This is a genomic window from Oceanospirillum sanctuarii (genome assembly GCF_002150805.1).
Taxonomy (GTDB): domain Bacteria; phylum Pseudomonadota; class Gammaproteobacteria; order Pseudomonadales; family Halomonadaceae; genus Oceanospirillum; species Oceanospirillum sanctuarii.
On the sequence record NZ_MTBA01000001.1, the window covers coordinates 498673 to 521096 of the forward strand.

The following is a 22424-nucleotide window of genomic DNA, read 5'->3' on the forward strand; positions in this document are numbered from 1 at the left end:
AATCTAAAGACCCGATGCAAGAACAGCAAAACACTAACATGGAACGTCCACGTATTCTGATTGTTGATGATTCACCGTTAAATATCAGTGTGCTGGTCGGGTTATTGAAATCAGACTATAAAACTCTGGTCGCCAAAGATGGTGAGCAGGCTTTTAATCGGGTGTTCGGTGAGCAACAGCCGGATCTGATTCTGCTGGATATTATGATGCCGGGTATCGACGGTTATGAAGTTTGCCGTCAGCTGAAGCAGGATCCCCGTTCAAAACATATTCCTATCATCTTTGTCAGCGCCATGAGTGAAGTGGGCGATGAGGAGAAAGGCCTTGCTCTGGGTGCGGTGGATTACATCAGTAAGCCTTTCAGTCCGCCGATTATTCTGGCGCGCATCAAAACCCATCTGGCTTTGGCGATGCAAAAGCGTGAGCTTGAACTGGAAGTATCCCGTCGAACCGAAGAGCTTGAGCGCTCCCGCAAGGAGCTGATTCGCCGTCTGGGTTTGGCGGCAGAATACAAAGACAATGAAACCGGTCTTCATGTTCAACGCATGGCTGAGTATGCCCGCCTGATCGCATTGGAGATGGGCTTTTCGGCTGCTGATGCGGAAACCCTTGCTGCCGCAGCCCCAATGCATGATATCGGCAAGCTGGGGATTCCGGATGCGATTCTCTGTAAGCCAGGTCGTCTGACGACGGAAGAGTTCGATACCATCAAATTCCATCCGGAAATTGGTGCCAAGATTCTCGATAACCCGGATTCAGAGCTTCTGCATGTGGCTCGTGAAATTGCGCTGTATCATCATGAAAAATGGGACGGAACCGGCTATCCGAAAGGCCTGGCAGGAGAAAATATTCCTCTGGTCGCCCGTATCGCTTCTCTGGCAGATGTTTTTGATGCTCTCGTCTCTGAGCGTCCATACAAAAAAGCCTGGACGATTCCGGAGGCGGTATCCCTGTTTGAAGAGCAGAAAAGTAAGCACTTTGACCCACGTGTCGTTGATGCTTTTAAACGTGTCCTGCCAAAAATCCTTGAGGTTAAAGATCGCCTGAAAGAGTGCTGATCTGCCGCTGACATCTCTTATACGGTCGTTTAAAGGTGGTTGCCAGACCAGTGGTCTTCGAAAAGATCACTGGTAATGGGGCTAACCGGAATGACCTTCTCCTTGATGATACGTTTGTTGCTGTTTCCGCTGGGCATAGCTTCTCTCTGATCTTCAAAAAACAATCTCAGATTTTGTTTCTCCGGATCCTCGTAGCGTATCTCAATCAGCTGATATGGACTGTTGGGAAATTTGCCGGTCAATACCGATTTCACCTGCTCAAAAAGCGTGGCCAATTCCGGATTCATGCTACCGAATTGGCGGGTATATTCTTCCTGAAACCAGCCTCTGGCAGATGTTTTTGATGCTCTCGTCTCTGAGCGTCCATACAAAAAAGCCTGGACGATTCCGGAGGCTGTATCCCTGTTTGAAGAACAGAAAAGCAAGCACTTTGACCCGCGTGTCGTTGATGCTTTTAAACGTGTCCTGCCAAAAATCCTTGAGGTTAAAGATCGCCTGAAAGAGTGCTGATCTGCCGCTGACATCTCTTATAAGGTCATTTAAAGGTGGTTGCCAGACCAGTGGTCTTCGAAAAGATCACTGGTAATGGGGCTAACCGGAATCACCTTCTCCTTGATGATACGTTTGTTGCTGTTTTCACTGGGCACAGCTTCTCTCAGATCTTCAAAAAACAATCTCAGATTTTGTTTTTCCGGATCCTCGTAGTGTATCTCAATCAGCTGATATGGACTGTTGGGAAATTTGCCGGTAAATACCGATTTCACCTGCTCAAAAAGCGTGGCCAATTCCGGATTCATGCTACCGAATTGGCGGGTATATTCTTCCTGAAACCAGCTTTCGAAGCTCTCTGCCTCAAGCCATTGGCTGAAACAGGCTGCATTGATGTCTTTAAGCATGACTTCCTTCATAACCCTGTAACGGCTGTAATTGTCCCTGAAGATAAGGTCAAAGCTGGGCAGTATCTGAGATTTGCTGGCGTAAACCAGTTCAACAAAGCTGATGGGGGAGTCCTGAAAGCGGCGTTGCATCAGATGATGGATCTTACGTTTGATCCACTCGGGAGCGGGTGTCGGATGTAGGTTTGTTTCAGTTATCTCTAGGTAGCGGATATTCGGAATGAACACGCTTTGGCCTGTTGCTGTGTGTAATGTCAGGTCGAAGAGAGCAAAGTCAGTCACTATGCCAGCGTCGGTCCGTCGCTGAATATCATCAATACCCAGTTCTAGCGGTAATCGTTTTAACACTTTGCTAACCCGACGCCTTACAAGAAACAGAGGGATGGGAACAATACCTTTGCTGATCAGGCCAAAAAAAGCGGAAAAGACGTAATAGACAGCCACGAAGGCTACAGCTAAACGAGATAGCAGGGCTATAAAGAGGTCACTGAGCTTATCTTTCATGCATAACGTCCGTGTTATGGGGGCTAGTTGCAACATCATAGCATCAAATGCTGCGCCGGCTTTTAGGATATGCTATCTAACGAAAGAGTCTTAAGAAAAGTCTATCGAGATCGTATTTGCGGGGCTGGCGATATTCAGGGCAAAAAAAACCACCCCGAGGGGTGGTTATAACAACAACACGAGAGTTATTTAAAACACTAGAGATGCATCAAAGAGCTGGTATAAATCAGTTTAGTCTTTAGTTTAATAAACCGCCGACTTTTCTTTGTAACACCCATCTTTTTTTGCTTTCTTGGTCGTTTCTTTAGCTTTGCAGCTGAGGCAGGTCTTTATAAAGCTCCAGAGCCTCAGGATTTGCCAGTGCATCTGTGTTCTTCACCGGGCGATTGTGCACCACATTGCGCACTGCAAGCTCAACGATTTTGCCACTAATGGTGCGTGGGATATCGCTGACTTCAATCACCTTAGCCGGTACATGACGCGGAGTCGTGTTTGCACGGATGGTGTCTTTAATCTCTTTTTCGATCTCAGAAGTCAGTTCAAAGCCTTCCTTCATGCGCACAAAGAGCACAACGCGAACATCATCCTGCCAATCCTGACCGATACAGAGACTTTCCATCACCTGATCAACTTTCTCCACCTGACGGTAGATCTCGGCGGTACCAATACGTACGCCACCTGGATTCAGTACGGCATCCGATCGGCCATGGATAATCAGGCCGTCGTGAGCTGTGATTTCCGCATAGTCACCGTGAGCCCAGACATTATCGAAGGAGGCAAAGTAGGCATCATGGTACTTCTCGCCTTCAGGATCGTTCCAGAAGCCGATCGGCATGGATGGGAAAGGCTTAATACAAACCAGCTCGCCTTTGTCACCGTGAATCGCTTTACCGTTGTCATCAAAGATATCAACCGCCATTGCAAGGCCGCGACACTGCAGCTCGCCAGCGTAAACCGGGCGGGTAGGGCAGCCCAGTGCAAAGCAGGAGACGATATCTGTACCACCTGAGATGGATGACAGGCACAGATCCTCTTTGATATCACGGTAAACATAATCAAAGCTTTCGTGGGCCAGTGGCGAGCCGGTGGAAAGCACAGCCTTCAGCTTCTCAAGGTTATGGGTCTCGCGAGGTTTAACACCCACCTTCTCAAGTGCGGCGATATATTTTGCCGAGGTTCCAAAGATACTTATGCCTTCCTCTTCTGCGATATTCCACAGTACATTCGGACGAGGGTGGAATGGAGAGCCATCGTACAGCAGCACGGTGCAGCCTGTGGCAAGGCCAGACACCAGCCAGTTCCACATCATCCAGCCACAGGTGGTGTAGTAGAAAAGTACATCATCCCGTTTTACGTCAGTGTGCAGCAGATGTTCTTTCAGGTGCTGAATCAGGGTGCCGCCAACGGAGTGCACGATACACTTAGGCACGCCGGTCGTACCCGAGGAGTACATAATGTACAGCGGGTGATCGAAGTCTACCGGCTCAAAACTGATCTCATTGGCTGAGGCATCAACAAAATCTGACAACAGCGTTGCCTTGCTTTTAGCCGGTTCTGTCAGGGTGGACAGATCCGGGTTTTCATCAACAAAGGGCAGTACAACGACGTGTTCAATTTCAGGCAGGCGCTCCAGAATACCGGAAACTTTCTCCAGGGAGTCCAGCGTCTTCTTGGCGTAGAAGTAACCATCGGTGGTGAAGAGTACTTTAGGCTTGATCTGACCAAAGCGGTCATACACACCGTTAATGCCAAAGTCCGGCGAACAGGATGACCAGACAGCACCGATTGAGGTGGTTGCCAGCATCGCAATCAGGGTTTCAGCGCAGTTAGGAACAAAACCAGCAACACGATCACCTTTAACAACGCCCATCTTTTTAAGACCGGCAGCGTACTGGGCAACCTGAAGATAAAGCTCGTTGTAGGTCAGAGATTTACGTTGACCTTTTTCGCCACGGAAGACGATAGCGGTGCGGTCGTCACGGAATTTCAGTAGGTTTTCGGCAAAGTTCAGCTTGCTGTCGGGAAACCAGCGGGCACCAGGCATTTTTTCCGGATTTTCCAGAACCGTTTCGCTTTTCTTGTCGGCGATAACGCCGGCAAAATCCCAAAGCTCAGACCAGAAATCCTCTGTCTTATCGATACTCCAGTTGTACAGGTCTGAGTAGTCGGTAAGGGTCAGTGACTGGGTAGCATTGACCTGTTGGATAAAGTGTTGCAGATTGCTGCTTTCGATACGTTGTGAACTGGGTTGCCATAGGGGCGCACTCATGGGTGTTTGCTCCTTCTTGCAGATCCTGTGACGTTTTCATCATCGCCCTGTCAAAGGGGAGTCGAAGACAGACCTGAATTGTTGTAGTTGTTCTTGGTTTTTATGCTTGTTTTCAGACGGAAAAACCGGCTCTTTTTACGGAAAGTCGCTGTAACAATAAATGTTCAACATAATTAACGCAGTAGCAGCATTTTACCGCTACTTTGCTATTTATACAGTCCGCAAAGTGATGAGAAAAAACTGCACTGCCACGGTCAGTTCACCGTGAATTTTATTAACCGTAATGTACTTTAAGTTGACGTTAACGTAAAGGTCATTATGTTCTGCTTGGCGTAAGTTCATTGTGGAGTAATAGGGCATGAAATTTTTTGCTCACCGAGGCGCACTGGCTGACGGGCCGGAGAATACCCTGATGGCTATTGATATGGCGCTTGCAGCAGGTGCTGAAGCTATTGAGATTGATGTGATCGAGCATAATGGCCGCTTGCTGGTGCACCATGATCTGAGCGTTGATCGAACCACCAATGGCACAGGTTTGCTGACAGATCTCTCGCTGACTGAGCTGCGTAGTCTTGATGCGGGGCTTGGTCAGAGAATCCCGTTCATAGAGGAAGTGCTGCTGTTGGTCGGTACCCGTGCCATCATTAATATCGAGTTAAAAGGCAAGGGGACAGCCGGGCCACTTGCTGTGCTTTTGCATCAGGAGCCTTACCAGTCTCTGAAGTCGAATATTCTGGTTTCCTCTTTCGATCATGTGGAGCTGCTTCGCTTTCAGCAAAGTTGCCCTGACGTAGCGCTCGGGATGTTGCTCTATGGCGCTGTGCTATCGCTATCAGCTGTAATGGGGCCATTAAAACTTCGTTCCCTGCACCTGAGTGATGAGTTTATCGATCAGGGCCTGATTCGTGAGGCGCAGGCTCTTGGACTGGCAGTCTATATCTATACCGTGAACCAGCTTTCTCAGCTTAAAGCTCTGAATGAATTAGGTGTGGATGGTGTCTTTACTGATCATTCAAGTCTTTGGCAGGATTGGCAGGAGATAAACTGCTTGCCAGTTGCCTGAGTTTTCGTAATAGTAGAGGTTCAACTCTAAAGGATCGCACATGTTTTATTCTGTTCGCCGACCACTATCAGCCTTTTTTGCCTTCTGGCGCGCCTCTATGGTGTTTCGCCCGGCGGTTGTGCGTGTTCGACGACGTTGATCCTGTATTTCTTTCTGAAAAAGGTCGCTTCGTCAGCGGCCTTTTTTTTCGGCCGTTGTTTTTACTGGTAAGTCAGATTCATTGAGAAGAACTCTGACGCTAATACAAGGAAATTGGTTATGTCGATTCCGGTCGCTTATGCACTCGCGGTCATTATCTGGTCTACGACCCCGTTAGCTATTGTCACCAGTGGGGATAGCCTGCCCCCTATGGCTGCCGCTGCATCCCGTATGGCACTGGCAGCCATTGTTGGCCTGCCGTTGCTGAAGATGATGGGGCTTGGCTTGCCGCTAACTCGACCGGCGTTTAAATCCTACCTGACTGCGGTTATCGGGATTTTTGGTGCCATGGGTGTGACCTATGTTGCGGCTCAGTGGATCCCATCAGGGCTTATCTCAGTACTCTTCGGTTTCACCACCATTATGACCGGTGTGCTGAGCCACTTTCTGGTGCCGGATAGCTCTATGTCCGGTAAGCAATGGCTGTCCTGTGGCCTGGGTATTCTCGGCTTGGGAATCGTGTTTAGCGATAATCTGGTTGTGACGGGGCAGGGTGTGATTGGTGTTTTGTTGGCGCTACTGGCGGTTTTTTTCTTCAGCAGCAGTAACGTGCTGATGAAGCGAAACGGTGCCGGTTTGCATCCGTTGCAGCAAACGGTCGGTGCGCTATGGTGTTCGCTGCCTTTTTACGCAGTTGCCTGGTTTGCTACGGGAACAGAGGTGGTTGTCTCCGAGATCAGCATGCTGAGTGTGCTATCAGTGGTTTATCTGGCGACACTGGGTTCGCTGGTTGGCTTTATGGCCTACTTCCATCTGATTGCCAATTTGCCACCTGCCTATGTTGCTCTGATCACGCTGATAACGCCTGTTATTGCACTCTTTTTGGGGAGTCAGCTGCACAATGAGCCGGTGACGATGGAGATGTTGCTGGGGGCTGGTGTGATTCTGACGAGTCTCTTGTTATTCCTGAGCGATAACTTTATCCGCTTGTGGCAGGAAAAGAAGGCTTCTGCGCCAGTGTAAGAGGCGGATGAAAAAGCCGGTGAGGCTGACGGAATGGAGCCTCAGGCCGAAAAAGCCTGAGGTAAAGATTAGGCTGGGGAGGACTCGGTGCTCAGATAACGCTCCGAGAACTCTTCCAGTGGCAGGGGTCGGCTGAAGAAGAAGCCCTGGAATTCATCAACACCAAGTTCGTTCAGCATGCGAATCTGAACTTCGTTCTCAACACCTTCAGCATTTACCCAAAGACCCAGGCCATGACCCAGTTCGATAACCGTGCGGATAATGGCTCTGTCCTGGGGATCTTCATGCATATCCATCACGAAGCTGCGGTCGATCTTAAGTTTGTCCACCGGCAGCTCTTTCAGGTAGCTCAGCGATGAATAACCAGTACCAAAGTCATCCAGTGCCACTTTCACGCCGTATTGGCGCAGAAGATTCAGCGTATTACGAACATTCTCAAGGCTGGTGATCATGTTCTCCTCGGTGATCTCAATACAAAGCGTATTGGGTGGGATACCGGTTTGCTTGATCACTTTGTGCACGTATTGAGCAAAATCACGCTGATTCAGTCGGTGTGCAGAGATATTCACTGACAGGGAAGGTAGTGCTTTACCCTGATATTGCCAGCTACGCAGTTGCTGAGCGGCTTGTAGCAGAACCCAGTCGTCGACTTTACTGATCAGGCCGGTTTTTTCAGCTACCGGGATAAACTCGAAAGGTGGAACCAGGCCGCGTTCAGGATGCTGCCAGCGGACCAGAACCTCGGCGCCAATCAGCTCTTTGGTGTCAGACTTGAGCAGAGGCTGGTAGTAGAGACGGAGTTCATCACGAATCAGGGCTTCAGACAGTTCTTTCTCAACCTGTTGCTCTTTCAGAACCGCAAGCTGCATCTCAATGGCGAAGAACGTATAGCGATCTCGGCCAGCAGATTTGGAGCGATACAGAGCCAGATCTGCATAGCGGAACAGCTGCTGCTGAACATCGCCCTCCTGAATAACGTCTTTTGCTTCCGGATAAAGGGCGATACCGGCACTCACGGTGCAGCGAATCTCACTGTTACCGAACTCTACCGGCTCAGAAAGCATAGCAATCAGCTCACGCAACTGGCTGCCGATCAGTTCACGATCTCCCACGTTGCTCAGCACGATAGCAAACTCATCACCACCCAAACGGAAGATCTGGGCACGATGACCGAAATATTCCTGTAAACGGTGAGCTGTCTTAATTAGCAGCATGTCACCGGTGACGTGCCCCTGAGTGTCATTGATATCTTTGAAGTTATCGAGGTCCAGTACGATCAGCGCGAGAGAAGAGAGGTCGCCGGCATCTACATCGGCAACCAGATTACCCAGCTCATTGTGGAAGCTGACGCGGTTAGGCAGGGTAGTCAGGTTATCGTAGTGAGCCAGATGCTGAATGCGTTCCTGGGCCCGTTTCTGATCCGTGATATCCATCACCGAGCCTTCAATATGCTCCGGCATGCTGTCGCTTGCTGGAACCAGTCGGTTACTTACGGTAGCCCAGCGTTTAATCCCGGCACGGGTATAGATCTCAACCTCATTCAGGGTGAAGAAGCCATCTTTACGCAGACGCTTCATCGCCTTCAGCCACTCGTGGGGGCGTACATAAACCTGTTTGCCAATATGGTGGATTGAATCCAGGCACTCTTCCGGTGAGGAATAACCCAGAATACGGGCAAGGGCAGGGTTTACGTTGAGGTAGCGGCCATCCAGAGTGCTCTGGTGCAGGCCTGTCATCGAGTTTTCAAAGATACTGCGGAATTTATCTTCGGCGGTGATCAGTGCTGATTCTGCAGCTTTATGGGCGCTGATATCATAGACCGTACCGACAACAGATTCCGTAATACCCTGTGGGTTTTTCAGTGCACGGCCATTAAGGCGAATCCAGACCAGAGAGCCATCAACCCGCTTCATCTGAAGCTCCATGCCGCGCACTTCACCATATTGGTCCAGCTGACGCAGGAACTCAGTGCGGTCAGATTCGGCGTAGTAGAGATCGAAGGCAAGGTGTTCGATAGCGCCTATCATGTGGCTGACACTGGTGTAGCCGAAAGTGTCAGCCAATGCCTGATTGGCATAAACCAGTTTACCGTTTCGATTGGTTTTGTAGACGCCGTCTACTGAGTTTTCGAGGATGGCACGATATTGCTCGCGGTCAGTCTGGTTGAAAGCCTGCAGCAGAAAGCTATCGCTTTCAGAGGCGATCACCTGCCAGCGGTAGCTCTCAGCGTTTTTATAACGAACATCGTCATAAACACCAATCAGTTCGCTACCGGAATTCAGGATTTTTTTCAGAAGTTCTTCGGGCAGCAGAGCGCTGCAGTCCGGCAGACCCAGTTTACGTGTCAGCTCCTGTGCCGCCTGATTTGAGGTCAGGCATTCCCCGCTTATTGAGATCAGCGCAACGGGGGTTGGCAGATCAGACAAATTGTTAATCAGGGATTGGGAATCCATAACGTACCGAGGTTACCTAGCTTCTGTGCCTGTATTAGAGGCTTATATTATTATCGTAAGCACGCAGTGTATCATTTTAAAACGCATGTGTAACTTTGGGTAATTAACTGTTTTGTAACAGTAAACGCTGTATCAGGGGGTTGGCTTATACGGTCATTTGATCAATTTGGCCTCTCGAAAAACAAAAAAAGGGAGGCGGTTAGCCTCCCTAAATATAGATACTTCAGGGCACAGAGGAGAAGTAACTATCTTGATGAAACGGTTTTCGGCGCACTTGCTGTGTAAGCGACGGAGAGCATTCCGAAAACAAACCTGCAGCGCCAATGGCTATTTATTCGACATTGGTGCTACAGGTTGATCGTCAGGATGACATCGCTAAACCCACCCGAGAACGATTCGTGCTGCCGATAGCTTCGGTAATAAAGTTACCGGTTGCCACCAGCTTGTTCAGGTCGATACCGGTTTCGATACCCAGTCCCTGAAGCATGTAAACCACATCTTCGGTCGCCACGTTACCGGAAGCACCTTTGGCATAAGGGCAACCACCAAGACCACCCACAGAGCTGTCGACCACGGCAACACCTTCTTCCAGTACAGCGTAGATATTTGCCAGTGCCTGACCGTAGGTATCGTGGAAGTGAGCGGCCAGTTTCTCAACCGGAACCACTTTAGCCACTTCACGAATCATCGCTTTGGCTTTCAGAGGTGTGCCGACACCAATCGTGTCGCCGAGGGAAATCTCGTAGCAGCCCATCTCATAAAGGGTTTTAGCTACTTCTGCGACCTTCTCAGGTGCGATATCGCCTTCGTAAGGGCAGCCCAGTACGCAGGAGACATAACCCCGTACTTTCAGGTTGTTAGCCTTCGCCAGTTCCATCACAGGGGCAAAACGCTCAAGGCTTTCAGCGATTGAGCAGTTGATGTTCTTCTGGGAGAAGGCTTCGGAGGCCGCACCAAACACGGCGACCTCATCAACACCTGCAGCAATGGCGGATTCCAGACCTTTCAGGTTGGGTGTAAGGGCAGCGTAGGTAACGCCACTCTTACGGTTCAGGCCGGTAATCACCTCGGTGGCATCACCCATCTGAGGCACCCACTTAGGGGAGACAAAACTTGCGGACTCGATATAAGCCACACCGGCATCCGCCAGTTTGTCGATCAGCTGCAGTTTAACGTCAGTACTGATCACACCTTTTTCATTCTGCAGGCCATCGCGAGGGCCAACCTCAACTATGCGTACCGATTTTGGGAGTTGCTGTTCAGCCATGATCAGGCCTCCTCAGCTTCAAAGGCGAGCAGATCAGCACCACCTTCCACCAGATCACCTGGTTGGAAGAAGATCTCAGTCACAGTACCGTCGGCAGAAGCCGTAATGGTGTGTTCCATCTTCATCGCTTCCATAATCACCATGGCGGTGCCTTTAGTGACTTTCTGGCCTGGCTCAACCAGAACCGCAACGATGCTGCCGTTCATAGGAGCAGTTAAGCTGCCACCTTCTTCTTCAAAGTCGTGGTTATCCAGATCCGGGCGTTGCCACTGGAACTCAAAAGCCCCCTGATCGGTGAATACAGTGACATGACCGTTCAGCTCAGCAACAAAGGCGTTACGGCTGTGGCCGTTGAGGCTTGCCTGCAGGCGATCATCGTTCAGCGTACCGTCAGCGATCATGATGTGGCCGTCCAGCGTCAGACGGAAACCACGATCCAGCCAGTTAACGGTGACTTCATGTTCGATAGGCTCGTCGCCAGAGCTTTCCTGTGTGAAACGCACCACATGGGTTGGCTCTTCGTTCAGACGCCAGCCGGAGAACTGGTGCCAGGGTGAAGTTTCATCGTGGCTGCGTACTGCCTGTGCCTGACGATCCTGTTTCTGCTTCAGCAGGGTGTACAGGGTTGCCATCGCCAGCGGGTTAGCGCTCTGGCTGCCACCATGTGCTTCAAACAGATCTGCTTCATGTTTTTCGATAAAGCCGGTATCCAGCTCCGCATCACGGAACGCTTTGTTATCGATCAGGCGCTTCAGGAAGTGGGTATTGGTTTTCATACCGGCGATACGGTATTCCGTCAGCGCCTGACTCATGCGCTGCATGGCGCGGTCACGGTTCTCATCCCAAACGATCAGTTTGGCAATCATAGGATCGTAATAGATGCTGACTTCATCGCCTTCACGCACACCGGTATCAACGCGAACGTAACGGTTCTCTTCTGGCGTGCGCAGGTATTCCAGTTTGCCGGTGGCAGGCAGGAAGTCGTTATCCGGGTCTTCCGCGTAGATACGCACTTCTACCGCGTGGCCATTGATCTGTACTTCGTCCTGAGTGATCGGCAGAGGCTGACCAGAGGCGACTGCCAGCTGCCATTCCACCAGATCCTGACCGGTAATCAGCTCGGTTACCGGGTGTTCAACCTGCAGACGTGTGTTCATCTCCATAAAGTAGAAAGAACCGTCTTCATCCAGCAGGAATTCCACGGTACCTGCGCCAACATAGCCGATTGCTTCAGCAGCACGAACGGCGGCTTCACCCATGGCTTTACGCAGCACATCGGACATACCCGGAGCTGGCGCTTCCTCAACCACTTTCTGGTGACGACGCTGTACCGAGCAATCACGCTCTGCCAGATAAACACTGTTGCCGTGCTGGTCACAGAACACCTGAATCTCAACGTGACGTGGCTTGGTGAGGTATTTCTCAACCAGCATGGTGTCATCGGCAAAGCCGTTCATCGCTTCACGCTTAGCGGCATCCAGAGCGCTGGTAAACTCGTCTGCTGACCAGACCACACGCATACCCTTACCACCGCCACCAGCGGTTGCTTTCAGCAGTACCGGATAACCCATCTCGTCAGAGTGCTTTTTCAGCAGGGCAGGGTCCTGATCTTCGCCATGGTAGCCGGGAACCAGAGGCACCTTGGCTTCTTCCATAATGCGCTTAGCCGCACTTTTGGAGCCCATCGCTTCGATAGCGGATGCTGGTGGGCCGATAAAGACCACACCTGCTTCCTGACACTTCTGCACAAAAGGGGCGTTCTCGGACAGGAAGCCGTAACCCGGGTGAATCGCCTGAGCGCCGGTTTCCTGAGCCACCTGCAGAATGGTGTCCATTTTCAGGTAGCTGTCTTTACTGGCCGCAGGGCCTACGCAGACCGCTTCATCGGCCATCGCCACATGCATCGCATTGGCATCAGCTTCGGAATAGACCGCCACACAACGAATACCCAGCTTGTGCGCGGTACGGATTACGCGGCAGGCGATCTCGCCACGGTTTGCAATCAGAATTTTATTAAACATCGTTAATCTCTCCCACATTCACAGGATCAGCGCAGTTCTCAGGACTGCTGCCAACCCGGAGCACGTTTTTCAAAGAACGCACTCAGACCTTCCTGACCTTCCTCAGAGACACGGATTTCAGCGATCAGGCGTTGGGTGTATTCGATCATCTCCTGATCGATCGGGCCTTTAGCGACACGGGCGATCAGTTCTTTGGTACGGCGGACACTCTGCGGGCTGTTGGCCAGCAGTTTCTGTGTCATATCCTCAAGTGCAGTTTCCATCTCATCCTGAGCCACATGCAGATGAGCCAGGCCCATCTCAACAGCTTGTTCACCGTTGAACACTTCAGCGGTCAGGAAATAACGACGGGCAGCACGTTCACCCATGGCAGCCACCACAAAGGGGCTGATCACCGCAGGGGAGAGACCGATTTTGACTTCGCTCAGGCAGAAGCGGGCTTTTTCGGTAGCGATACAGATATCGCAGCACGCGGCTAAGCCTACGGCGCCGCCATAGGCCGCGCCCTGTACCAGAGCAATCGTGGGTTTGTTCAGATTGTTCAGGGTGTGCATCAGGCGAGCCAGTTCACCGGCATCTTTGAAGTTATCTTCAAAGCTGTATTGCGCCATACGCTTCATCCAGCCCAGATCTGCACCGGCAGAGAAGGACTTACCGTTAGAGCGCAGCACAACAACACGCACTGCATCATTGGCGTTCAGATCATCCAGAACCGCCAGAATGTCAGCGATCAGCTTGTCGTCAAAGGCGTTATGCACTTCAGGGCGGTTCAGAATGACAGAAGCCACACCCTGATCGGAGATTTCGCAAAGCACTTGCTTATCAATAGTCATCTCAGTGCCTCCGATTACATGCGGAACACGCCAAAGCGTGTCTCACGTACAGGTGCATTCAGAGCGGCTGAGATCGCAAGACCCAGTACGTCACGGGTTTGCGCCGGATCGATTACGCCGTCATCCCAAAGACGGGCGCTGGCGTAGTAGGGGTGACCCTGATGCTCGTACTGATCAACAATCGGCTTCTTGAACGCAGCTTCGTCATCCGCTGCCCACTGTTCACCTTTACGCTCCATGTTGTCGCGCTTCACCTGAGCCAGTACACCAGCAGCCTGTTCACCACCCATGACAGAGATACGGGAATTTGGCCACATCCACATCAGGTTCGGATCATAGGCTCGGCCACACATGCCGTAGTTGCCGGCACCGAAACTACCACCGATCAGCATGGTGAATTTAGGCACTTTGGCGCAGGCCACGGCAGTTACCATCTTGGCACCATTTTTCGCGATACCTTCGGATTCGTACTTACCGCCCACCATAAAGCCGGTGATGTTCTGCAGGAATACCAGAGGAATATTGCGCTGGGCACACAGCTCGATAAAGTGCGCGCCTTTCAGAGCCGCTTCAGAGAAGAGTACGCCGTTGTTGGCAACGATACCCACCGGATAGCCGTGGATGCGGGCAAAACCTGTTACCAGAGTTGTGCCGTAAAGCTGTTTGAACTCATCAAATTCAGAGCCATCAACCACACGGGCGATAACTTCACGCACATCATAAGGTTTGCGCAGGTCTTCAGAGACGATGCCGTAGATCTCTTCCGGATCGTATAGCGGTGGACGGGATGGCTGTACATCCAGCTCCACTTTTTTATTCGGGTTAAGGCGGGCCACACACTGACGGGCGATCTGCAGCGCATGCTGATCGTTCATCGCATAATGATCGGCAACACCGGAGGTTTTACAGTGCACATCGGCACCACCCAGGTCTTCAGCGGAGATCACTTCACCGGTCGCCGCTTTTACCAGCGGAGGACCCGCCAGGAAGATGGTGCCCTGCTGGCGCACAATAATGGATTCATCCGCCATAGCCGGTACATAAGCACCACCGGCGGTACAGGAACCCATTACCACAGCGATCTGCGGGATTCCTTTAGCAGACATATTGGCCTGGTTATAGAAGATACGGCCAAAGTGGTCGCGGTCCGGGAATACCTCATCCTGATTCGGCAGGTTAGCGCCGCCGGAGTCCACCAGATAGATACAAGGCAGGTGGTTCTTCTCAGCAACTTCCTGCGCGCGCAGGTGCTTTTTAACCGTCAGTGGGTAGTAGGTACCGCCTTTGGTGGTGGCATCGTTAGCGATGATCATGCATTCCTGACCGCTGACACGACCAATACCGGTAATAATGCCTGCAGAAGGCACGTAATCTTTATAAACATTCAGACCTGCCAGCTGGGACAGCTCCATAAAAGGAGCACCTTCGTCCAGCAGACCATTGATACGGTCACGGGGCAGCAGCTTGCCACGATCCAGGTGTTTCTTCTGGGCAGCTTCACCGCCACCTTTTTTAATCTCAGCCAGTTGCTCGCGCAGATCCTGTACCAGACGCTTCATGTTGCCCAGGTTGGTCTGGAACTCTTCGGAGCGGGTATTTATTTTGCTTTTGATAACCGCCATGGTTAGCTCCTGAAATTAAATTGGCAAGGCAGACTGACGTTTCGTCGTGCAGGGGGAGCTTTCAAAACGTCAAACAACTTTCCGGACCCTTAAGGAGTCGTTCAAGACTGTCTGCCTTGCCAGACCTGTTCCCGGCAGGTATTCCTACCGGGAGAAAGGATTGAAATGGGTAAAAAGGCTGGCTGTCTATGGCTGTTTTAGCTCAACAGAGGCCAGCACAGAGGAGAGTCTTACTTGGATTCTGCGAAGATCTCGCGACCGATCAGCATACGGCGAACTTCGGAAGTACCGGCACCGATCTCATACAGTTTGGCGTCACGCAGCAGGCGGCCAGTAGGGAATTCATTGATATAGCCGTTGCCGCCCAGCAGCTGGATAGAATCCAGTGCAACCTGAGTCGCTTTCTCTGCACAGTACAGAATCACACCGGCAGCATCTTTACGGCTGGTTTCACCACGGTCACAGGCACGGGCAACAGCGTACAGGTAAGACTTACAGGCGTTCATAGTGGTGTACATATCTGCCACTTTACCCTGAACCAGCTGGAACTCACCGATAGACTGACCAAACTGCTGACGGTCGTGGATGTAAGGGACAACGATATCCATCGCAGCCTGCATGATACCGGTAGGGCCGCCAGTCAGAACGGTACGCTCATAGTCCAGACCACTCATCAGTACGCGAACACCTTTACCTACTTCACCCAGTACGTTCTCTTCCGGTACTTCACAGTCTTCAAACACCAGTTCACAGGTGTTTGAACCGCGCATACCCAGCTTGTCCAGCTTCTGGTGACGGCTGAAGCCCGGGAAATCACGCTCAACGATGAAAGCGGTGATGCCTTTAGAGCCTGCAGAGGTATCGGTCTTGGCATAGATCACATAGGTGTTGGCGTCAGGGCCGTTGGTGATCCACATTTTGTTGCCGTTCAGGATGTAACGGTCGCCTTTTTTGTCTGCACGCAGTTTCATGCTGACAACGTCAGAACCGGCACCCGGCTCAGACATCGCCAGTGCACCAATGTGCTCACCGGAAACCAGTTTTGGCAGGTATTTCTCTTTCTGCGCCTGATTACCATTCAGTTTGATCTGGTTAACACACAGGTTGGAGTGTGCACCGTAGGACAGACCGACAGAAGCAGAGGCACGGGAGATCTCTTCCATTGCGATAACGTGAGCCAGATAGCCCATGTCAGAACCGCCAAACTCTTCCGGTACAGTAATACCCAGAAGACCCATGTCACCAAATTTACGCCACAGATCAGCCGGGAATTCATTGTCGTGGTCGATCTGTTCAGCGCGTGGAGCAATCTCTTCTGAAGCGAAACGGTTTACCTGCTCACGCAGCATGTCATACGTATCACCCAGATCGAAGTTGAACTCTTTATAGATGGATTTCATGGCGTTGCCTCTTTATTGCTAATTTTTATTGTTCGGATTTGGAGTTGTTCTGCCAGAGTGCTTTTCTGTGGATGGCGAAAACACACCCTCTGATATTCGATGGAGTAAATTTAATCCAAGTTGACGTTGACGTAAAGGGAAATTTTAACAGGTGTTTGAGAAATGATTCCGTTAACAGTTGCTCAGGGATCTACATCTTTTGTTGTCCTGTATTAACAAAAAACCGGATTAACCGAAGGAACAGGGCGGTGTCGGCTGTATAACCGATGCATCTTGTTGGATAATGGCGCTAATTTTTGCTTCAGGCTTTTGATTTTAAGGGGTATTCAGAGTGCTACAGAGGATGTTTAAGGCGTTAGCGGTATTAGGTATGGCGGGTGTGGCTGCCGGTTGTTCGACGACAACTACGATTCAGGCACTGCAACCGGCTGAGGTGGATCGGGCGGCGAACCTTAAACAGATCGCTATTGTGGACTTTGATAATGATCGCGGTCGTTATGGTGTTAATTTCGCCGCTAAGCTGGAAGCACAGTTGGCGAACTATAAGATCGATGGCAAAAACTATTTCACCGTGGTGAGCCGTAACGATCTGGATCGCATTATTGATGAGCAGAAACGCCAGAACTCTGGCCTGTTCAGCGATACTAAAATTGCAGAGATCGGCAAACTGACCGGTGCTCAGGCGATGATTTCCGGTTCGGTCAGCTCTGCATCCTCCAATGATTCCCACTACCGCGAAAACCGTACCCGCAATAAATGTGATTCTAACGGTAAGAACTGCCAGACGATTGAATACACCGTAGGTTGTACCCTACGAGTAGTCAGTCTGGGTGTTCAGGTGCGCATGGTGGATGTGGAGCGCGGTGATCTGGTCACTGCGGAATCCTTCGAAGAGGCCTACGAATGGTCAGCTTGTCGTGACCGTAAAGAGGTGCTGCCGAGTCGTGCGCAAGGTCTTGAAAAACTCTCGAATGCACTGGCACAGCAGTTTGTCGCCAAAATTACCCCGCGTTATATCAGCTTCGAAGTCACTCTGTTAGAAGATCCGGATGTGGTTCTGTCGGGCAATCAGGAAGACCGCTTTGAAGCCTCTATCGAGTTTGTTGAGATTGGCCGTATCGACCGCGCCGATTATCTGCTGAGCCAGCTGCATCAGGAAGTTCAGCATCAGAGTTATGTGATCGCCTATAACCTGGGGGTGATCAAAGAGTCGGTAGGTGCTTATGATGAAGCGAAAGCACTTTATCAGACTGCTGATCGTCTGGCGCTGGAGCCGGTTGATGAGATCAATGCTGCTGTTGAGCGTATCGACCGGATTCAGGCCGATAACAAAAAAGCCCTTAGCCAGCTGAACCGTAGCTGATCTCAATAGGACACAGAACCTAGACTACCATCACAAACAACAGATCTGACCGGGAATTCGGATGCGACAATTGACGAAATTTGGCCTCTTTTTTCTGCTATCCAGCCTTTTACTGGGCTGCAGCTCAAAGAAAGAGGTTGTCCTTCAGCCAACGGCAGAGTTACCAAGTTGGTACACCAATCCACCGGCCAACGATGCTCAATGGCTAAAAGGTGTCGGCAGTGGCAAAGATGTGCAGTCGGCCACTCAGGAAGCTCTGAACGATATGTTGGCAAAGCTGAGTGTTCGGGTGGAATCCCAGTTCAGCTCTGAGATGAGCTACAGCAGTCACGGCTTTAAGGAAACCAGCAAAAGTCAGATTCGCAGCGAAGTGGCCAATATCCGTATCAGCAATTATGAAGTGGTTGCTGCCGAGAAGATCCGCTTTGATCAGTACGTGGTGCTGATTCGCTCAGATCGTAACCGCTTTATCCGAAGTCTTGCGGACGAGATCAGCTCAGGCTTTAAAGCTATTGGTCATGCTCTGACCGAAGCGAAAAATGATAATCCTATCAAACGCTATCGGGTAACCCAGCAATCTCTGTTAGATGCCAAAGCCCTGATGCCTGCGATCTGGATGGTGTCCGGTATCGCCTCAGGTTTTGATGCCGAAGGCTACCGTAACTATGTGCTGTCCTTGCATTCTGAGCAGGAGCAACAACGCCGTAATCTGGTGTTTTACCTTTCCAGCAGCTTTGATGATCAGTCACTGTTGCAGCCGATCCGAAATGCACTGACGGATGAAGGCTTTCTGGTGGCCAAAACCCGTATGGTCGATCTTGGGGATCTGGTCAGTATCGAGCTGAAGCGGGAAAGCCTCTATTCCGAGTATTCGGGTATTCAGGTAGCGACTGTGAATATCACACTGGATACCAAAGACGGCGCGGGTAATGTCATCGGCAGCAAACTTCTGTCGGTGAAAGGCCATGCGACACAGGGCTACGAACTGGCGGAATCCGATGCGGTTAATAAATTTGCCGCTCTGATCGAGCAGGAGGGTATCGAGAAGATTCTCGGTATCGGGCTTTAAGCCATCAATAAGAAAGCCGGTTTGACTCGTTAGCTGAGTCAAACCGGCTTTCTTTTTATTTGTGGATGATCAGGCTTTCTTAACGAATTTCGCCGTCACCATCATATCGCCAGCACCATCCAACTTGCAGTCCAGCTCGTGATCTTTGCCATCAACGATGCGCTTGATCAGACCTTTGGTACCAATCTTCAGCACCATAGAGCTGCCTTTAACCTTCAGATCTTTGATCAGGGTGATCTTGTCGCCAGCATTCAGCTGAGTCCCGTTGGCATCTTTTGCAGTTGGGGAATCATCTTCCGGCACTTCAGACGGGTTCCACTCGTGGGCGCATTCCGGGCAGATCAGAAGTTCCTGATCCTGATAAACAAATTCGGAGCTGCATTTCGGGCATGGAGGCAGGGACATAAGCGACTTCTTCTTCAGAGGGTACAAATTAAATAAACAGGCGGGGCATGGTAATCAGGCGGTCGGCAGTTGGCAAGCCGGGGGCGGTGTAAGGCTATCAGGTTGATATCTGGCCGGAATCATTTCCGGTAAACTGCAAGCTCCAAAAACAGCAACCGACTTTTTATGAATTCAGATTCCAATCCTCAACCATCCGGACAGGCATTGAGCCAGTTTGCCACCCTTGAGCACACCCATGATCACCTGCTGATACGTCTGCAAAAGCCCCATCAGACTTTAAGTTCGGCGGTGCTTAATGGTGGCCTGCAGTGGGCCGATGCTGTGCTTAATCTGCGGGTGCCCAAGCATACGGATCAGCATGAACCCGCAGAAACCACACTGGCCCGATATGGTCTCTCTCAAGGTGTAGCCGGAACACTGGTCGGTATGATGACTGCTGCCTCTATGGATTCCTATCGTTTAGCCCGGCGAGAAGCGGATGGTGTAGAGATTCAGGTTCTGGCCACCGCAGGGCTTTCTAACGCGCGACGGGCCGGAGACAAAGCCGAGTACCGCCGTATCCTTTCAGAGCCGGAAGAGATCGGTACTATCAATATTATTCTTTTAACGAATGCCAGCCTGACTCAGGCAGCCATGGTCGAAGCTATTATGATGGTGACAGAAGCTAAAGCGGCTGCTTTGCAAAATGCGAAGGTAATTAGCCATGTTTCAGGTGAGATCGCGACCGGTACAGGCACGGATTCTGTGGTGCTGATAAATGGCTTTGGCCCTGAGGTGAAATTCTGCGGTAAGCATGTGCTGTTTGGTGAGTTACTGGCCGAGGCTGTGATCGAAGCGGTCTCCGGTGCTATCAGCTGGGAAAGAGATACTTTTGGCGAAAAATAGGCCTTTTTATGGGGGGGGATACAGTAGCTGTATATAAATACAGTCCTGTTTGTTTTAAGCTACCGGCTTCTCAGGTCTGATGACTACTAACCGATAAATAGACCGAGTAACAAACCGATAAACTGCCCGGATTAAACAGGATACCCATGAGACAAACCCTAAGGGATAAGATGGTTCAGGTGTGCGACAAGAAAATTCAGCAAAAGGGAGATACGGTAGGGGTTTCCTTTTATGCCTTTTTCGCCAATAAAAATGATGATCCGGAATGCCTGATGGAAGCTGCAACCTGGTGGATTCAGACCCATAAGCTGGATCATTTTGAGAAGGCGGTAAAAATCAAACAGATGGTGCTGGCGGGCGAGTAAGATTTAAGGACACAGAGTCAAAAAAGGCAGCCGAAGCTGCCTTTTGCTTTTTTGGTCTGAATAGACTGTGGTTAACATCCTACACAAAGCTGATTCTTCAGTCGTATTTGTCAGACATCGCCTCTTAACAATCCCTTGCCGATCCGCTTTCACGATACAAAGAGTATCATCCGTTATTCATCGATATTTGCCATCATCGAATCCCAGCTCTGTTTCTTCCGGTAGATGGTAGAAGGGCTGATCTCAAGGCGCGCTGCAGCTTTCGGGATATTGTCATCGCACAGCTCAATCGCTTTTTCGATGATCTCTTTTTCGATAATCCAGAGTGGACGAATATCATCCGGTGTCTGGAAAAGCCCCGGTGCTGCGGACTCAGTAACGGCGACAGTGATGCCTGCCTTATCTTGTGTGCCCGACACGACAGATGACCCTGAATGATTGGCTGCTTCAGAGACCGCTGTTCCCTCAGTCACAGGCTCCGTAGCGACCTGAGAGGCAGTTTCTTTTGCCAGCAGGGCAGCCTGTTCTGCCTGATAAGCGGCTTCCTGCAGTTGCAGCTGGCGGACTTTCTGCTCGATATTGATATCCAGATCGTTCAGTGGCGGCGGTAGCATCTCAGCCGAAATAGTATCGCCATCATTCAGCACGATCATATTGCGGATCACGTTCTGCAACTGTCGGATATTACCTGGCCAGTCGAAGCTGTTCAGGATCACTTCAGCCTCAGGAGAAAATTTATCGAAGGCTTTGTTTTCCTCTTCCGCGTATTTCTTAAGGAAATGACGCGCCAGCAGAATCACATCGGCATCACGTTCGCGCAGTGCAGGCAGAGAGATAGGAATCACATGCAGTCGATAATAGAGATCTTCCCGGAAGCGACCGGCTTCAACCTCTTTTAACGGATCACGGTTGGTGGCGCAGACAAAGCGCACATCCACCTTTTGTGTATTACTGCTGCCCACTTTCTGGAAAGTACCTGTCTGGATAAAGCGCAGCAGTTTGACCTGCAGCTCCAGATCCATCTCGCAGATCTCATCAAGGAACAGCGTACCGCCATCGGCCTGTTCTGCCGCACCCTGACGGGGGCTGACCGCTCCGGTGAAGGCTCCTTTCACATGACCAAAGATCTCACTTTCGATCAGATCTTTCGGGATAGCACCGCAGTTCAGGGCGATAAAGGGTTGCTTGGCGCGGGGGCTTAACTGGTGAATCGCCTCAGCACAGACCTCTTTACCGGTGCCACTTTCGCCAGTAACAAAGACTGTCGCCTTACTGGGGGCGGCACTTTCGATAATGCTGTACACCCGCTGCATGGCGATGGAACGACCGACAAAGCCCGCAAAACGGCTGCGCTCATAGCTGTCCTGCAGAGATTGCAGCTGTTTCTCAAGCAGTTTGCTCTTCAGGGCATTACGGACGGTAGTGATCAAACGACTGGAATCAAAAGGCTTCTCAAGATAATCCAGCGCCCCGTAGTGCATGGTCTCAACAGCGGTTTCTACGGAACCGTGGGCGGTGATAATGATGGTGGCGGAGGGCAGTTCCTGTTCGCTGATATATTTCAGCACCTCGATACCGTTCATATCCGGTAACAGCAGATCGAGCAGGACACCATCAAACAGGGAATCTTTCAGTAGCTGAAGGGCCTCAGTACCGGTTTCAGCAAGGGTGACGGAAAAGTGTTCTGTCTCAAGATAGCTCTGATACAACCCAGCAAGAGTCGGGCTATCTTCAACAACCAAAATACTCAGATCCTTGGGATTCATGGCGACTCCTTGTTCCGTGCGCTT

At 50.9% G+C, this 22424-nt stretch carries 18 protein-coding genes; 7 read left to right on the plus strand and 11 right to left on the minus strand.

Features of this window, described 5'->3' with window-relative positions:
- The first annotated feature begins 14 nt into the window (after window positions 1-14).
- Entirely contained in the window at window positions 15-1058 is a 1044-nt protein-coding gene (locus tag BV405_RS02200) for an HD domain-containing phosphohydrolase (RefSeq protein ID WP_245832214.1), read from the plus strand.
- Between the two features lie 29 nt (window positions 1059-1087).
- On the opposite strand, the gene BV405_RS17535 is transcribed toward BV405_RS02200, so the two are convergent.
- From BV405_RS17535 to BV405_RS02215, 3 genes are all read right to left on the minus strand, one after another.
- Window positions 1088-1582: a hypothetical protein gene (locus tag BV405_RS17535; protein ID WP_140054425.1), complete on the minus strand. Its 495-nt coding sequence runs from the start codon at window positions 1580-1582 to the stop codon at window positions 1088-1090.
- A gap of 15 nt (window positions 1583-1597) precedes the next feature.
- The gene (locus BV405_RS02210; RefSeq protein ID WP_086479209.1) at window positions 1598-2458 is read right to left on the minus strand and encodes a hypothetical protein; all 861 of its coding nucleotides are present in this window, start codon (window positions 2456-2458) and stop codon (window positions 1598-1600) included.
- Between the two features lie 304 nt (window positions 2459-2762).
- Window positions 2763-4727, minus strand: coding sequence for an acetoacetate--CoA ligase (locus tag BV405_RS02215; RefSeq protein WP_086479210.1), 1965 nt, complete (start codon window positions 4725-4727; stop codon window positions 2763-2765).
- A 358-nt stretch (window positions 4728-5085) separates the two neighbouring features.
- On the opposite strand from BV405_RS02215, the gene BV405_RS02220 reads away from it, so the two are divergent.
- Both BV405_RS02220 and BV405_RS02225 read left to right on the plus strand, forming a co-directional pair.
- The gene (locus BV405_RS02220; protein WP_086479211.1) at window positions 5086-5790 is read left to right on the plus strand and encodes a glycerophosphodiester phosphodiesterase; all 705 of its coding nucleotides are present in this window, start codon (window positions 5086-5088) and stop codon (window positions 5788-5790) included.
- Window positions 5791-6048: 258 nt separating this feature from the next.
- The gene (locus tag BV405_RS02225; protein ID WP_086479212.1) at window positions 6049-6951 is read left to right on the plus strand and encodes a DMT family transporter; all 903 of its coding nucleotides are present in this window, start codon (window positions 6049-6051) and stop codon (window positions 6949-6951) included.
- A 68-nt stretch (window positions 6952-7019) separates the two neighbouring features.
- Here BV405_RS02225 and BV405_RS02230 read toward each other — a convergent pair whose 3' ends face one another.
- The 6 genes from BV405_RS02230 to BV405_RS02255 form a co-directional block, all read right to left on the minus strand.
- Window positions 7020-9404 carry a bifunctional diguanylate cyclase/phosphodiesterase gene (locus tag BV405_RS02230; RefSeq protein ID WP_086479213.1) on the minus strand — a complete coding sequence of 795 codons (2385 nt, stop codon included), beginning with the start codon at window positions 9402-9404 and terminating at the stop codon, window positions 7020-7022.
- Between the two features lie 361 nt (window positions 9405-9765).
- On the minus strand, window positions 9766-10671 hold the full coding sequence (locus BV405_RS02235; RefSeq protein ID WP_086479214.1) for a hydroxymethylglutaryl-CoA lyase: 906 nt from the start codon (window positions 10669-10671) through the stop codon (window positions 9766-9768).
- 2 nt (window positions 10672-10673) lie between these two features.
- Complete coding sequence (locus BV405_RS02240) at window positions 10674-12692, minus strand: acetyl/propionyl/methylcrotonyl-CoA carboxylase subunit alpha (RefSeq protein WP_086479215.1); 2019 nt, start codon at window positions 12690-12692, stop codon at window positions 10674-10676.
- 38 nt (window positions 12693-12730) lie between these two features.
- Window positions 12731-13525, minus strand: a complete 795-nt coding sequence (locus BV405_RS02245; protein WP_086479216.1) for an enoyl-CoA hydratase/isomerase family protein — start codon at window positions 13523-13525, stop codon at window positions 12731-12733.
- A 14-nt stretch (window positions 13526-13539) separates the two neighbouring features.
- Entirely contained in the window at window positions 13540-15147 is a 1608-nt protein-coding gene (locus BV405_RS02250; RefSeq protein ID WP_086479217.1) for a carboxyl transferase domain-containing protein, read from the minus strand.
- Between the two features lie 230 nt (window positions 15148-15377).
- Entirely contained in the window at window positions 15378-16547 is a 1170-nt protein-coding gene (locus BV405_RS02255; protein ID WP_086479218.1) for an isovaleryl-CoA dehydrogenase, read from the minus strand.
- Window positions 16548-16890: 343 nt separating this feature from the next.
- On the opposite strand from BV405_RS02255, the gene BV405_RS02260 reads away from it, so the two are divergent.
- Window positions 16891-17910, plus strand: a complete 1020-nt coding sequence (locus BV405_RS02260) for a CsgG/HfaB family protein (RefSeq protein WP_086479219.1) — start codon at window positions 16891-16893, stop codon at window positions 17908-17910.
- A 61-nt stretch (window positions 17911-17971) separates the two neighbouring features.
- Entirely contained in the window at window positions 17972-18979 is a 1008-nt protein-coding gene (locus BV405_RS02265) for an LPP20 family lipoprotein (protein ID WP_086479220.1), read from the plus strand.
- Window positions 18980-19048: 69 nt separating this feature from the next.
- Here BV405_RS02265 and BV405_RS02270 read toward each other — a convergent pair whose 3' ends face one another.
- Window positions 19049-19384, minus strand: coding sequence for a zinc ribbon domain-containing protein YjdM (locus BV405_RS02270; protein ID WP_086479221.1), 336 nt, complete (start codon window positions 19382-19384; stop codon window positions 19049-19051).
- A gap of 165 nt (window positions 19385-19549) precedes the next feature.
- Between BV405_RS02270 and BV405_RS02275 the strand changes: the two genes are divergently transcribed.
- Both BV405_RS02275 and BV405_RS02280 read left to right on the plus strand, forming a co-directional pair.
- The gene (locus BV405_RS02275) at window positions 19550-20269 is read left to right on the plus strand and encodes an adenosylcobinamide amidohydrolase (protein WP_086479222.1); all 720 of its coding nucleotides are present in this window, start codon (window positions 19550-19552) and stop codon (window positions 20267-20269) included.
- Between the two features lie 146 nt (window positions 20270-20415).
- Window positions 20416-20634 (plus strand): DUF6500 family protein, encoded by a 219-nt coding sequence (locus BV405_RS02280; protein WP_086479223.1) that lies wholly within the window; start codon window positions 20416-20418, stop codon window positions 20632-20634.
- A gap of 173 nt (window positions 20635-20807) precedes the next feature.
- On the opposite strand, the gene BV405_RS02285 is transcribed toward BV405_RS02280, so the two are convergent.
- A complete protein-coding gene (locus BV405_RS02285; RefSeq protein ID WP_086479224.1) occupies window positions 20808-22400 on the minus strand; it encodes a sigma-54-dependent transcriptional regulator in 1593 nt (530 codons plus the stop codon).
- Window positions 22401-22424: the final 24 nt, after the last annotated feature.